This is a genomic window from Nocardia araoensis NBRC 100135 (assembly GCF_000308435.1).
GTDB classification, from domain to species: domain Bacteria; phylum Actinomycetota; class Actinomycetes; order Mycobacteriales; family Mycobacteriaceae; genus Nocardia; species Nocardia araoensis.
Genome location: NZ_BAFR01000124.1, coordinates 23,523 through 36,536, shown reverse-complemented (window position 1 = coordinate 36,536; position 13,014 = coordinate 23,523). Strand labels below are relative to the sequence as shown.

Here is a 13,014-nt window from a genome sequence, read left to right as displayed (position 1 = left end):
GCCCGAAATGTTCCCTGGTAGAACGCCTCATCGGACTGCATGGTCGGGAAAGTTGAACGTGGGAAGTCGGCCGCGTAACGATATCGCCTCCGGTGTCGTCCGAGCGCGGAATCTGCGTTATAACCGTGTTTCGTTCGGGTATCGAGCATGAATCGGCAACCTCCCCGCGGGGTAAATTAATTCGTGCGGTACGCCGAATGCCTACGAATGATTTTCGCTACCCCGTCCGCCGGGGTGATCGCGGCGGGTGTGGACATATTCCGTTCCATTTCCGATGGGACCGGCCGGTTCCGCCCGCCTCGGCCCGCCACGCGGTCTGTTCCGGGGCTGAGCCCCGTCCGCCCTCGGCAGGCCGGAACGCGGCTGTCTACCGCGACCCCGCGTCACTAGGCTGAGGAGTGCGGGAATAGCGGCCGGGTCCCGGGCTGTTCCGCAACCGGAAGACAACGACGCGACAGGAGTCAGACCACATGTTCACAGGCATCGTCGAGGAGCTCGGCGAGATCGTCGCCAGCGAGCAGCTGACCGACGCCGCGCGGCTGACGATCAAGGGCAAGCTGGTGACCTCCGATGCCGGGCACGGTGATTCGATCGCCGTGAACGGAGTGTGCCTGACCGTCGTGGAGGTGGTCGGCGGCGACTCGTTCACCGTCGACGTCATGGCGGAGACGCTCAACCGCTCGAGCATCGGCAAGCTGGACGTCGGCGCCAAAGTGAATCTCGAGCGCGCCGCGGCGCTGAACAGCAGACTCGGCGGCCACCTGGTCCAAGGACATGTCGACGGCACCGGCACCGTGCTCTCGCGCACCCCGTCGGACAACTGGGACGTGGTGCGGATCTCGCTGCCCGAGAACATCGCCCGCTACGTCGTGGAAAAGGGTTCGATCACGGTGGACGGCATCTCGCTCACCGTGTCCGGCCTCGGCGTCTCCGACGGGCCCGCCGAAACCGGCAGCCGGGACTGGTTCGAGGTCTCCCTCATCCCCACCACCCTCTCCCTGACCAACCTCGGCTTCGCCACCGTCGGCACCACCGTCAACCTGGAAGTCGACGTGATCGCCAAGTACGTCGAACGCCTCCAGCAGCGCGGCTGACCGTGGCCGCCTCGCTCGTCCCCGCCCGCCCACGAGGCCGCGCGGCGGAGATCGCATGCGTAATAGAGCTGCCGCGACGCCGTCATCCGAGCCGTCACCCTCACGCGGAGTCACGGTGATCGCCGACCGTACGGGTTCGATGAGCATCGTCTCGACCGCGACCACGTCTTTCGAGCGAAGCGAGACCGAGCATGCGCCGCGAACACGCCGCGACGAAGTCGCGGCAAAACGACACAGTACTGTGGTGAGGCACCTATTTCGAGATGGAGCACAGCAGACGTGACCAGGTTCGACAGCATCGAGCGCGCAGTCGCCGATATCGCCGCCGGTAAGGCGGTCGTCGTCGTCGACGACGAGGACCGCGAGAACGAGGGCGACCTCATCTTCGCGGCGGAGAAGGCCACCCCGGAACTGGTCGCCTTCATGATCCGCTACACCTCCGGTTACATCTGTGTGCCGCTCACCGGCGACGACTGTGATCGGCTCGGCCTGCCGCCGATGTACGCGATGAACCAGGACAAGCACGGCACCGCCTACACCGTCTCGGTGGACGCGCGCGAGGGCGTCACGACCGGTATCTCCGGCGCCGACCGCGCCACCACGATGCGGCTGCTGGCCGACGCCGACGCGAAGGCCGACGATTTCACCCGGCCCGGCCACGTGGTGCCGTTGCGCGCCAAGGACGGTGGCGTGCTGCGCAGGCCCGGTCACACCGAGGCCGCCGTGGATCTGGCGCGCATGGCCGGCTTGCGTCCGGCGGGCGTGATCTGCGAGATCGTCAGCCAGAAGGACGAGGGCCACATGGCCCGCACCGAGGAGCTGCGCGTTTTCGCCGACGAGCACGAGCTCGCGCTGATCTCGATCGCGGACATGATCGCGTGGCGGCGTAGGCACGAGAAGCACGTGGTGCGCGTGGCCGAGGCGCGCATTCCCACCGCGCACGGCGAGTTCATGGCCGTCGGCTACCAGAGCATCTACGACGAGGTCGAGCACGTCGCCTTGGTGCGCGGCGACATCAGCGACGGTGACGACATCCTGGTCCGTGTGCACTCGGAGTGCCTGACCGGTGACGTGTTCGGGTCGTTGCGCTGCGATTGCGGTCCGCAGCTGGATGCCGCGTTGGAGATGGTCGCGGCCGAAGGGCGCGGCGTGGTGCTGTACATGCGCGGTCACGAGGGCCGCGGCATCGGCCTGATGCACAAGTTGCAGGCCTACCAGTTGCAGGATTCCGGCCACGACACGGTCGACGCGAATCTGGAACTCGGCCTGCCCGCGGATGCCCGCGATTACGGCACCGGCGCGCAGATCCTGGTGGATCTGGGCATCCGGTCGATGCGATTGCTCACCAACAATCCGGCCAAGCGGGTCGGCTTGGACGGCTACGGCCTGCGGATCACCGAGCGCGTGCCGATGCCGTTGCGCGCGAACGCGGAGAACCTGCGCTACCTGCGCACCAAGCGGGACCGGATGGGCCACGACCTGATCGGACTCGACGAGCTGGATCTCGGCGAGACCGCGCACTGAACTGCGAACAGACTCCGAAAGGCGGACATCGATGAGCGGTACCGGGGTACCGACTTTCGCGCTGGCGGACGCCAAGGACCTCTCCTTGGGCATCGTCGCCTCGCGCTGGCACACCCAGATCTGCGACACCCTGCTGGCGAACGCCGAGCGGGTGGCCAAGGACGCCGGCGTCCAGCAGATCACGGTGGTGCGGTGCGCGGGCGCGATGGAGCTGCCGGTGGTGGCCCAGGAGCTGGCCAAGTCGCACGACGCGGTGGTGGCGCTCGGTGTGGTGATCCGTGGTGACACGCCGCACTTCGAGTACGTCTGCGACGCGGTGACCGCGGGGCTCACCCGGGTTTCGCTGGACGAGGGCACGCCGGTCGCGAACGGGGTGCTCACCACCAACAACGAGCGGCAGGCTCTGGATCGGGCCGGGCTGCCGGATTCCCATGAGAACAAGGGCGAGCAGGCGGCCGCCGCGGCGCTGGACGCCGCGCTGACGCTGCGCGCCCTGCGACAGTCCGCGTAGCGATGCCGGTCGTCCGTATCTTCCGGAGGAACGTGGGCCCGGCCGACGATACGTCGGAGTGGGACTTCGAGGTGCGGCCGCGGCGCGCGGTGCGGACGGCCTGGATCGCGGCGGTGCTGGTGGCGGCCGCGTTCATCGTGGGCGGTATCTGGCTGCGCAGCGGGTCGACCGGTGTCAACTTCCGGGTGGCCGATCAGATCGCGATGATCGGGATAGGTCTGCTCGGCGCCGCGGCCGTGCTGCTGCTGACCAGGCCGAGGGTGCGGGCCGGCGCGCGGGGTGTGTCCGTGCGGAACATCCTGGGCGACAACGATTTCCCCTGGGACTACATCCGAGGCGTGTCGTTCCCGGACCGGAAGTCCTGGGCTCGCTTGGAGTTGGTCGACGACGACTACGTGCCGCTGCTGGCGATCCGCTCGAACGACAAGGAACATGCGGCCCAGGCGATGGCTCGCCTGCGTGAACTCGGCGCGAAGTACTCCGGGAGGCAGTGAGCGGCCGCGGTGTGCGACCGCTATCGGCTCGCGCGGGTGCGCATGCTGGTCTAGCCTCGCCGCCATGGAGCCAGGTGCGTCCGTCCTCGCGGCGGCTTTCGCCGACGACCCACTGATGACCTACTTCTGGCCGGGGGAGCATCGGCGGCGCGCGGCATTGCCCCTGTTCTGGGATTCGCGCATCGCGTCGCGCCGGAAGAACGGTCTGGTCGACCTCGGGCACGACGCCGAGGGCAACCTCGCCTGTGTGGCGCTGTGGGAACCGGCGCACGTGGTGTCGCCGACGGCGAAGCCGTTGACCTTGCTGCGCGCCTTGGGGCCGCGCGCGGCACGGGCACTGGCCGCCGGGCGGCGGATGGAGCAAGCCCGACCGGCGACGCCGCATCTGTACCTGGCCGCCATCGGGACGCTGCCCGGCGCGCAGGGCCGTGGGCTGGCGACCTCGCTGCTCGAGCGGCGATTGGCGTCGGCCGAGCAGGACTGCTTCCTCATCTCCAACACCAGCGGCACCGTGCCCTTCTACGAGCGATTCGGGTTCGAGCCGCGCGGTGAGCTGCCGATCGGCCGGGGCCCGGTGGTGTATCCGATGACCCGGAGTAGATAGCCGCGTGCCTGCCGTGGGCACGCCGATTGCTCGGCGTGCCACAGCGGGATAGCAGTCAGCGACTACGACCAGTTCGCTGGTTCGATCAGTGCGTATCGCCGAGGACCGCGCCTTCCCGGCGCGGATCCGCGCCGCCGATCCAGCCGTCGGCGCCGTTGCGTTTCAGGGCGCTGAGTCCGCTGGACTGGGGCGCCACCGAGACCTGATGGCCCAGCTGCCGAAGCCGCAGCACCAGCGGGTCGTGGTCGCCGTTGTCGGTGGCGTCGATCGCCGGATGCTCGCCGCCGATCCCGGTGGACGGACTGTTCCCGGCGCCGAACGCGACCGCGGAGACCGCCTGTTGCGGATCCAGGCCCCAGTCGAACATGTTGACCAGCGTCTTCACCACGAACTGGATGATCACCGAACCGCCGGGCGAGCCCGCGACATGCGTCAGTTCGCCGCGCGAGCCGTCGGGCGCCTTGTCGAAGATCAGCGTCGGGCTCATGGAACTGCGCGGGCGCTTGCCCGGCTGCACCCGGTTGGCCATCGGCACGCCGTCGGCCCCCAGCGGATCGGCGTTGAAGTCGGTGAGCTGGTTGTTCAGCACGAAGCCGTCGACCAGGTGGAAGGAACCGAACGCCGACTCCACGGTGGTGGTCATCGCCGCGGCGTTGCCGTACTTGTCGACCACCGAGATGTGGCTGGTGCCGTGCTCGGGCGGTTGCGGGCCCGCGCCGAGCGGCACGGGGCCGAAGTCGCCCGGCTGCGCGGTGCCCATGCTGTGGTTCGGATCGATCAGCCCGGCACGCTGCCGCAGATAATCACGATTCAGCAGGGTTTGCGCCGAATTGCCCGGCAGTGGAACGAAATCCGTGTCGGCCACGTACTTGTTGCGATCGGCGTAGGCGAGGCGTTCGGCCTCCGAGATCAGGTGCACGGCCTGGGCGTTGGGCTTGCCGCCGTTGCGGTCGATGTTGTCCGGCCGCAGGGCGGCCAGGTCGAAGTTCTCCAGCATGCCCAAGGTCGCGGCGACGGTGATACCGCCGGAGGAGGGACTCGGCATGCCGCAGAGTTCGTGCTCGCGATATCCCGTGCACAGCGCGGTGCGCTTCTTCGCCTGGTAACCGGCCAGGTCCTGGGTGGTGATCAGGCCGGGAGTGCGTCCGCCGGAGGACCGGCCCGCCGCCGCGGCGATGTCCTGGGCGATGGCACCCGTGTAGAAGGCCTGCGCGCCCTCTGTGGCGACGGCGCCGAGCGTCTTGGCCATGGCGGGATTGGTCAGGACGGTGTCGGCGGTCTTCGGGCTGCCGTCCGGGTTGAGGAAATACGCTTTGGCGTCCTCGTCCGCGGCGAGGTCCTTGGCCGACTCCGCGATCTGTCCCGCGAGGCGGGGACTGATCGGGAAGCCTTGATCGGCCAGTGCGATGGCGGGGTCGAACAGCTCGCGCCAGGCGGTCTTGCCGTGATCGTGGTGCGCCAGTTCGAGCATCCGCAGCACGCCGGGGACGCCGATGGAGCGGCCGCTGGCCCGCGCGTTCGGTTTGGGCTCGGTGCGATCGGTATCGCTGATCCAGCGCAGATAGTTCTCCGTAGCGGCTGCGGGAGCCACCTCGCGGCCGTCGTATGCGTCCACGCTCTTGGTGTTCGCGTCGTAGTAGACCAGGAACGCCCCACCGCCGATACCGGAGGCCTGCGGCTCGACCAGGCCGAGCACCGTCTGTGCCGCGATCAGCGCGTCCGCCGCGGTGCCGCCGTCACGGAGTACCTCACACGCGGCTTTGGTCGACACCGGATTCGCCGTGGACACCGCGAAGGTATGCGTGCGCACCGGCGTCATGTTCGCGCGATAGCCGCTCGCTATTTCCGGGTTGGTGCTGAGATCCTTGGTGCCGCTGCCCGCGGACCCGGCCGCGGTGGCCGTCACCGGTGTGCCGTTCGGCACCGTCTCGCAGACACCTCCTGCCTGGCTTTCGCCGGACGAACAGGCGGTGGCCATCCCGACGGTTAGTGCGAACGCCGCCGCTGCGGCGACCCAAGTTCCTCGCTTGCGCCCCATGCCGGGACTCTAACCCCCGGTGCCGACAGCCGCGCCGGTTTCCTTCCCACCGGCGAAATCGCCCTGGCGGCAGCGTGTGTCGAGGTCGAGACGGTATGGATGGTCACCGTGGGACCCGGCGGTGCGCCACGCTCGGCCGGTAGGCTGGCCGCGTGGCGATCGAGGCGGTGCTGTTCGACTTCTCCGGGACCTTGTTCCGCCTGGAGGCCGACGAATCCTGGTACGCGGACCTGACCCGGCCGGATGGGCAGGCGTTCGACGTGGACGAGAAGGCCGAGATCATGCGGCGGATGACGGCGCCGGTCCACCACGTCGTCGAATTCGACGACGAGACGCAGTACGCCTGGGACCATCGCGACCTGGACCCCGCACTGCATCGCAAGGTGATGATGAAAGTGCTGCGCGCGTCGGGAGTGCCCACCGACGAGGACGCCGAACGACTGTATTCCCGGCTGCTGGACCCGCTGGAGTGGACGCCGTACCCCGACAGCGCGGCCGTCCTCGATCTGCTGGCGGCACAGGGAGTTCCGGTCGCGGTGGTGAGCAACATCCCGTTCGACATCCGTCCGTCGTTCGCGGCGCGCGGGTGGGATCGGCTGGTCGGCGCGTTCACCCTCTCCTACGAGGTCGGCGCCATGAAGCCGGATCCGGAGATCTTCCGTTCCGCCCTGGGGGAATTGGGTGTGCCCGCCGAGGCCGCCCTGATGATCGGCGACAGCGCCGAGGCCGACGGCGGCGCCGAGGCGCTGGGCAGCCGCTTCGCTCTGGTCGAGGCCCTGCCCACCGCCGAGCGTCCGGACGCGCTGCTGGCCGCGCTGCGGCGGCACGGTCTCGTGGAGTAGCCCGGCCGGTCGATCCGCGCCTGCTCATTTGCCGAAGTCCGAGTTGGGCGCCAGGTCACCGTGTTACCGTGCGATTCCGGCGTGTTCGCAGATGCGCCGGAAGGTTCGGTACCAACGGGGGTACGGCTGTGAGCTTGGCGTTCTCCGGTGAGGAGCCCTCCGTCGGCGTGGAAACGGCCATGCCGGAGGCGGTTCGGGACGTGCGGGAAGCCGTCGCCGGGATGGCGGGATTCGGTCTCGCCTATCCCGTGCTGATGAATCTGACGCGTGGCGGCGACGCGGCCGCCACGGCGTCCACCCAGTTCTGCGTCGCGTGGGCGCTGGGTCTGCTCGTGCTCGGATTCGCCGAGGGCGCGCCCACAGTGCGCAGGCTGACGATCGCGTTGGCGCTCCTGCAGGCGGTCGTCGGGTGCTGGGCGATCAGGGACCTCGCGACCGTCCCGCCCGTTGTCGGACTCGTCGCCGCGGGGTACTCGCTCGCCACGTCGGTCGCCGTCGTGCACCTGCTGTGCCGCCCGGAAGCCAAGGCGTGGTTCGGCGTCCCCGTGCCCTGATCGCCGCCGAGAGCCGCCGTCGGCCGGGCTGTCGGTCCCGGTCTATACCCTGGATGGGTGGCAGATCCAGCGACGTACCGGCCCGCGCCGGGCACGATCCCCGTCGAACCCGGTGTCTACAAATTCCGGGACGCCCATCGGCAGGTCATCTACGTCGGCAAGGCCAAGAGCCTGCGCAGCAGGCTGAACTCGTATTTCGCCGACGTCGCCGGGCTGCATCCACGTACCAGGCAGATGGTCACCACGGCCGCGAGCGTCGAGTGGACGGTCGTCTCCACCGAGGTGGAGGCGCTGCAGCTGGAATACAACTGGATCAAGGAGTTCGATCCGCGCTTCAACGTCCGCTACCGCGACGACAAGTCCTACCCGGTGCTCGCCGTCACCCTGAACGAGGAATACCCGCGACTGTTCGTCTACCGCGGCGCGCGCCGCAAAGGCGTCCGCTATTTCGGCCCCTTCGCGCACGCGTGGGCCATCCGCGAGACGCTCGATCTGCTGCTGCGGGTGTTCCCCGCGCGCACTTGCTCCAACGGAGTCTTCCGGCGGCATAGTCAGATCGGGCGTCCCTGCCTGCTCGGCTACATCGACAAATGCTCGGCCCCGTGCGTCGGGCGGGTGAGCGCCGAGGAGCACCGCACCATCGTCGACGACTTCTGCGACTTCCTCGCAGGCCGCACCGATCGGTTGGTCCGGGAGCTGGAGCGCCGCATGCACGAGGCCGCCGAAGACCTGGACTTCGAGACCGCCGCCCGGTTGCGTGACGACGTCCAGGCGCTGCGCCGGGCGTTGGAGAAGCAGGCGGTGGTGCTCGGCACGGGCACCGACGCCGACGTCATCGCCTTCGCCACCGACGAGCTGGAAGTGGCGGTGCAGGTCTTCCACGTGCGCGACGGCCGGGTGCGCGGCCAGCGCGGCTGGGTCGTCGACAAGTCGGGCGACGCCGTCGACGTCCCTGAGGCGGGCGGTGAGCTCGCCGCGCTGGTCGAGCAGTTCCTCACCCAGTTCTACGGCGAGCAGGTCGCGGTGGTCGAGCAGGCCGCCGACGAGCAGCCCGCCGCCGTGGTGCCGCGCGAGGTGCTCGTGCCCGAACTGCCCGTCGACGTGGAGCAGCTGCAGCAGTGGCTGTCGGACCTGCGCGGCTCGGCGGTGAAGCTGCGGGTGCCCCAGCGCGGGGACAAGAAGGCGCTCGCCGAGACCGTGCAGCGCAACGCGATGGAGGCGCTGGCCCAGCACAAGCTCAAGCGTGCGGGCGATCTGACCTCGAGATCGCAAGCGCTGCAAGAGATCCAGGACGCCCTGGAACTGGACACCGCGCCGCTGCGCATCGAGTGCGTCGACGTCAGCCACGTGCAGGGGACCGATGTGGTCGCCTCGCTCGTCGTCTTCGAGGACGGCCTGGCCCGCAAGTCCGAGTACCGCCACTACACGATCCGGGAAGCGGCGGGCGAAGGCCGCTCCGACGACGTCGGCAGCATCGCCGAGGTGACTCGCCGCCGGTTCCTCAAGCTGCGCCGCGAGCGCGACATGATGGAGCACGAGGACCTCGCCGCGACCGGAAGCGACGACGACGCGCTCGACCTCACCTCCCGTCCCGGCATCGATCCCCGTACCGGACGCCCGCGCAAGTTCTCCTATCCGCCCAACCTGTTCGTCGTCGACGGCGGCGCACCCCAGGTCGCCGCGGCCGCGGAGGTGCTCGACGAGCTGGGCATCACCGATGTCGCGGTGATCGGCCTGGCCAAACGGCTCGAGGAGGTGTGGGTGCCCGGCGAGAGCGACCCGGTGATCCTGCCGCGCACCAGCGAGGCGCTGTATCTGCTGCAACGGGTCCGCGACGAGGCGCACCGCTTCGCCATCACGTTCCATCGCAGCAAACGCTCCCGCCGGATGACCGCCTCGGCCCTGGACTCGGTACCGGGGCTCGGCACGGCGCGCCGGACCGCGCTGGTCACCCATTTCGGATCGGTGGCCAAACTGAAGCAGGCCACTGTGGAGGAGATCACCGAGGTGCCCGGCATCGGTTTGGCGACCGCGAAAGCGGTCCTTGCGGCGCTCGAGTCCGAATAGTCAGTCGACAGTGCACCGGAAGTTTCGGTTTCGCGTACGTTGTGTCTGCGGCCGATACCGATACCGGTGCGCGATGATCGGAAGGCACCCAGAGACGGATCCGGTAGGACATGACACGCGTCGAATCGAACAGCAGTGCGGGCAACCCGCCGACGAGCGCGGGACGAGCGGCATCGTCCAGCGCCGTCGGCGGGGCGAACCCGCAGGTCGAGGTCGTGATCGTGACCGGGCTCTCGGGCGCGGGCCGCGGCACCGCCGCCCGCGTGCTCGAGGACCTCGGCTGGTACGTGGCCGACAACCTGCCGCCCGAGCTGTTCGGCCGGATGGTGGAGCTGGGCGCTTCCGCGAAGCCGCCGATCCGCCGCCTCGCGCTGGTCATGGACGTGCGCAGCCGGTTCTTCACCGGGGATCTGTCGGTGGTCACCGAGCAACTGCGAGCGCTCGGCGTGCGCACCAGGGTCCTGTTCCTCGAGGCGTCCGATGACGTGCTGATCCGCCGTTTCGGTTTCGCGCGACGCAGGCATCCGCTGCAGAGCGAGAGTAAGGACGGCACGCTGTCGGCGGGCATCGCCGCCGAGCGAGTGCGGCTGTCCGCCGTGAAGGCCGCCGCCGACCTGGTGATCGACACCACCGAGCTGTCCATCCATCAGCTGCACCGCAAGATGGAGGAGGCCTACGGCGGCGGTGCGCCCACCACGTTGCAGCTCACCGTGCAGTCGTTCGGCTTCAAGTACGGGGTTCCGCTGGACGCGGACATGGTGTTGGATGTCCGTTTTCTACCCAATCCGCATTGGATACCGGAGTTGCGGGAACATACCGGTCAGGAGACGGTGGTCAGCGAGTACGTGCTGTCGCGTCCCGGTGCGGAGGATTATCTGCGCACCTGCCACCACCTGGTCGAGCTGACCACGAACGGTTACCGCCAAGAGGGGAAGCGATACATGACGGTCGCAGTGGGCTGCACCGGAGGCAAGCACCGGAGCGTCGCGATTGCCGAGGCACTGGGCGAGTTGATGAGCGAGGTCACCGGCGGGGCGGAGGAGTCCGCCGACGTGGTCCGGGTCGTGCATCGAGATCTGGGGCGAGAATGACCGGTTGGGAATCGAATCCCAGCATCGTCGCGCTGGGTGGCGGCCACGGCCTGTACGCGACACTGACCGCGGTGCGGCGGCTGACCAGGAAGATCTGCGCGGTGGTCACCGTCGCCGACGACGGCGGCTCCTCGGGGCGGCTACGCGCCGAGCTGGGGGTGCTGCCGCCCGGCGATCTCCGGATGGCTCTGGCCGCCTTGGCCGCGGACGCCGACGGCGTCTGGACGCGGACCGTGCAGCATCGGTTCGGCGGTACCGGCGCGCTGGCCGGGCACTCCGTCGGCAACCTGATCCTGGCCGGGCTCACCGAGGTGCTCGGCGACCCGGTGGCCGCGCTCGACGAAGTCGCCCGCATGTTGCGCATCACCGGCCGGGTGCTCCCCATGTCGCCGATCGCGCTGGACATCGAGGCGGATGTGTCCGGGCTGGAGGCCGATCCGCGGGTGAGTCGCTGCATTCGCGGTCAGGTTGCCATCGCCACGACGCCGGGTAAGGTGCGGCGGGTGCGGCTGATTCCGTCCGACCCACCGGCCAGTCCGGAGGCGACCTCGGCGATCGAACACGCCGATGTCGTGGTGCTCGGCCCGGGATCGTGGTTCACCAGCGTGATTCCGCACGTCCTCGTCCCCGAGCTACGGGAAGCCCTGGTGTACACCAGGGCTCGCAAAGTCCTCGTGCTCAATCTCGCCGCGGAGCCGGGGGAGACCGCCGGGTTCTCCGCGGAGCGGCATTTGCATGTATTGTCCCAGCACGCACCGGAATTCGTCGTCGATGAGGTGCTGGTCGATTCCGGCTCCGTGCCGGAGGGCCGCGAGCGGGAACATGTGGCCAGGGCTGCCGAACAGTTGCGGGCGCGAGTAACCTTCTCCGATGTCGCCGAAGCGGGAACGGCCCGGCATCACCCCGGAAAGCTTGCCGCCGCACTGGATCAACTGATCCGGCAACCTCGGCCGCAAATGGCAGGGCTTCGAGTCGAGGGACGGCACATGGGTCAGGATGTGCGTTCCGGGTTGGGTGGAAAGGAGCGCGTCCCGTGGCGATGACAGCCGATGTGAAAGACGAGCTGAGCAGGCTCACGGTGTCGCAGGTGAGTTCCCGCAAGGCGGAACTGTCCGCTCTGCTGCGTTTCGCGGGCGGCCTGCACATCGTCGGCGGCCGGGTGATCGTCGAGGCCGAGGTGGACATGGGGTCCATCGCGCGCAGGCTGCGCCGGGAGATCTTCGAGCTCTACGGCTACGGCTCCGACGTGCACGTGCTCGGCGCGGGTGGACTGCGCAAGACTTCCCGGTACGTGGTGCGGGTCTCGAAGGAGGGCGAGGCGCTGGCCAGACAGACCGGTCTGCTCGACGTCCGCGGCCGTCCGGTGCGCGGCCTGCCTGCGCAGGTGGTCGGCGGCAGCATCGCCGACGCCGAAGCCGCCTGGCGCGGCGCGTTTCTCGCGCACGGCTCGCTCACCGAACCCGGACGTTCCTCGGCGCTCGAGGTCAGCTGCCCCGGCCCCGAGGCGGCGCTGGCGCTGGTCGGCGCGGCCCGGCGGCTCGGCATCACGGCAAAGGCGCGGGAGGTGCGCGGCACCGATCGCGTGGTGGTGCGCGACGGTGAGGCGATCGGCGCGCTGCTGACCAGGATGGGCGCACACGGCACCCGGATGGTGTGGGAGGAACGCAGGCTGCGCCGCGAGGTGCGCGCGACCGCGAATCGGCTGGCCAACTTCGACGACGCCAATCTGCGCCGCTCGGCGCGGGCCGCGGTCGCCGCGGCGGCGCGGGTGGAACGCGCGCTGGAGATCCTCGGCGACGATGTGCCCGATCATCTCGCCGCCGCGGGCAAGCTGCGGGTGCAGCACCGGCAGGCGTCGCTGGAGGAACTCGGCCAGCTCGCCGACCCGCCGATGACGAAAGACGCTGTCGCCGGCCGCATCCGGCGGCTGCTGTCGATGGCCGACCGGCGCGCCAAGGAACTGGGCGTGCCGGACACCGAATCGGCCGTCACGGCCGAACTGCTCGACGAAGCCTGAGTTCACGCTCTGCGCGATCCCCGCGACGCCTCCGTCGCGGGGATCGCGGCGTTTTTCCGGCGGCCGTACCCGTGTTGGTCGGGCGTCTGACCAGGCATCGCGTCCTCACGAAAGCCAGGTGCGTGTCGGAGAGGTCACGGCAGGACGTTAGTGTGAATGGACATCGGAATGATCCGCT

12 protein-coding genes are annotated in these 13,014 nt (G+C 69.2%); 11 read left to right on the top strand and 1 reads right to left on the bottom strand.

Features of this window, described 5'->3' with window-relative positions; all coding sequences use genetic code 11:
* Window positions 1-470 precede the first annotated feature (470 nt).
* From ON21_RS16240 to ON21_RS16220, 5 genes are all read left to right on the top strand, one after another.
* Window positions 471-1,094, top strand: coding sequence for a riboflavin synthase (locus tag ON21_RS16240; protein WP_039798875.1), 624 nt, complete (start codon window positions 471-473; stop codon window positions 1,092-1,094).
* A gap of 279 nt (window positions 1,095-1,373) precedes the next feature.
* Window positions 1,374-2,618 carry a bifunctional 3,4-dihydroxy-2-butanone-4-phosphate synthase/GTP cyclohydrolase II gene (locus ON21_RS16235; protein WP_039798874.1) on the top strand — a complete coding sequence of 415 codons (1,245 nt, stop codon included), beginning with the start codon at window positions 1,374-1,376 and terminating at the stop codon, window positions 2,616-2,618.
* Between the two features lie 31 nt (window positions 2,619-2,649).
* On the top strand, window positions 2,650-3,129 hold the full coding sequence (gene ribH / locus ON21_RS16230; RefSeq protein WP_039798873.1) for a 6,7-dimethyl-8-ribityllumazine synthase: 480 nt from the start codon (window positions 2,650-2,652) through the stop codon (window positions 3,127-3,129).
* A gap of 2 nt (window positions 3,130-3,131) precedes the next feature.
* Window positions 3,132-3,623, top strand: a complete 492-nt coding sequence (locus tag ON21_RS16225; protein WP_051020859.1) for a PH domain-containing protein — start codon at window positions 3,132-3,134, stop codon at window positions 3,621-3,623.
* Between the two features lie 64 nt (window positions 3,624-3,687).
* Entirely contained in the window at window positions 3,688-4,227 is a 540-nt protein-coding gene (locus ON21_RS16220; RefSeq protein ID WP_039798872.1) for a GNAT family N-acetyltransferase, read from the top strand.
* An 85-nt stretch (window positions 4,228-4,312) separates the two neighbouring features.
* Here ON21_RS16220 and ON21_RS16215 read toward each other — a convergent pair whose 3' ends face one another.
* Entirely contained in the window at window positions 4,313-6,265 is a 1,953-nt protein-coding gene (locus ON21_RS16215; RefSeq protein ID WP_039798871.1) for a gamma-glutamyltransferase family protein, read from the bottom strand.
* A gap of 152 nt (window positions 6,266-6,417) precedes the next feature.
* On the opposite strand from ON21_RS16215, the gene ON21_RS16210 reads away from it, so the two are divergent.
* From ON21_RS16210 to whiA, 6 genes are all read left to right on the top strand, one after another.
* On the top strand, window positions 6,418-7,107 hold the full coding sequence (locus ON21_RS16210) for an HAD family hydrolase (RefSeq protein ID WP_039798870.1): 690 nt from the start codon (window positions 6,418-6,420) through the stop codon (window positions 7,105-7,107).
* 128 nt (window positions 7,108-7,235) lie between these two features.
* On the top strand, window positions 7,236-7,661 hold the full coding sequence (locus ON21_RS16205) for a hypothetical protein (protein WP_039798869.1): 426 nt from the start codon (window positions 7,236-7,238) through the stop codon (window positions 7,659-7,661).
* A gap of 57 nt (window positions 7,662-7,718) precedes the next feature.
* Window positions 7,719-9,728: an excinuclease ABC subunit UvrC gene (uvrC, locus tag ON21_RS16200; protein ID WP_039798868.1), complete on the top strand. Its 2,010-nt coding sequence runs from the start codon at window positions 7,719-7,721 to the stop codon at window positions 9,726-9,728.
* 110 nt (window positions 9,729-9,838) lie between these two features.
* Window positions 9,839-10,819 (top strand): RNase adapter RapZ, encoded by a 981-nt coding sequence (gene rapZ / locus ON21_RS16195; RefSeq protein ID WP_039798867.1) that lies wholly within the window; start codon window positions 9,839-9,841, stop codon window positions 10,817-10,819.
* Window positions 10,816-11,862: a gluconeogenesis factor YvcK family protein gene (locus ON21_RS16190; protein ID WP_039798866.1), complete on the top strand. Its 1,047-nt coding sequence runs from the start codon at window positions 10,816-10,818 to the stop codon at window positions 11,860-11,862. Before rapZ ends, ON21_RS16190 begins: the two co-directional genes overlap by 4 nt.
* On the top strand, window positions 11,853-12,836 hold the full coding sequence (gene whiA / locus ON21_RS16185) for a DNA-binding protein WhiA (RefSeq protein WP_039798865.1): 984 nt from the start codon (window positions 11,853-11,855) through the stop codon (window positions 12,834-12,836). Before ON21_RS16190 ends, whiA begins: the two co-directional genes overlap by 10 nt.
* Window positions 12,837-13,014 lie beyond the last annotated feature (178 nt).

Excerpts from the sequence above, each read along its gene's own strand:
- ON21_RS16225 (WP_051020859.1), top strand. The coding sequence starts at position 3,132 with ATGCCGGTCGTCCGTATCTTCCGGAGGAACGTGGGCCCGGCCGACGAT.
- ON21_RS16240 (WP_039798875.1), top strand. The coding sequence starts at position 471 with ATGTTCACAGGCATCGTCGAGGAGCTCGGCGAGATCGTCGCCAGCGAG.
- ON21_RS16215 (WP_039798871.1), bottom strand. The coding sequence starts at position 6,265 with ATGGGGCGCAAGCGAGGAACTTGGGTCGCCGCAGCGGCGGCGTTCGCA.
- ON21_RS16220 (WP_039798872.1), top strand. The coding sequence starts at position 3,688 with ATGGAGCCAGGTGCGTCCGTCCTCGCGGCGGCTTTCGCCGACGACCCA.
- ribH (WP_039798873.1), top strand. The coding sequence starts at position 2,650 with ATGAGCGGTACCGGGGTACCGACTTTCGCGCTGGCGGACGCCAAGGAC.
- ON21_RS16190 (WP_039798866.1), top strand. The coding sequence starts at position 10,816 with ATGACCGGTTGGGAATCGAATCCCAGCATCGTCGCGCTGGGTGGCGGC.
- rapZ (WP_039798867.1), top strand. The coding sequence starts at position 9,839 with ATGACACGCGTCGAATCGAACAGCAGTGCGGGCAACCCGCCGACGAGC.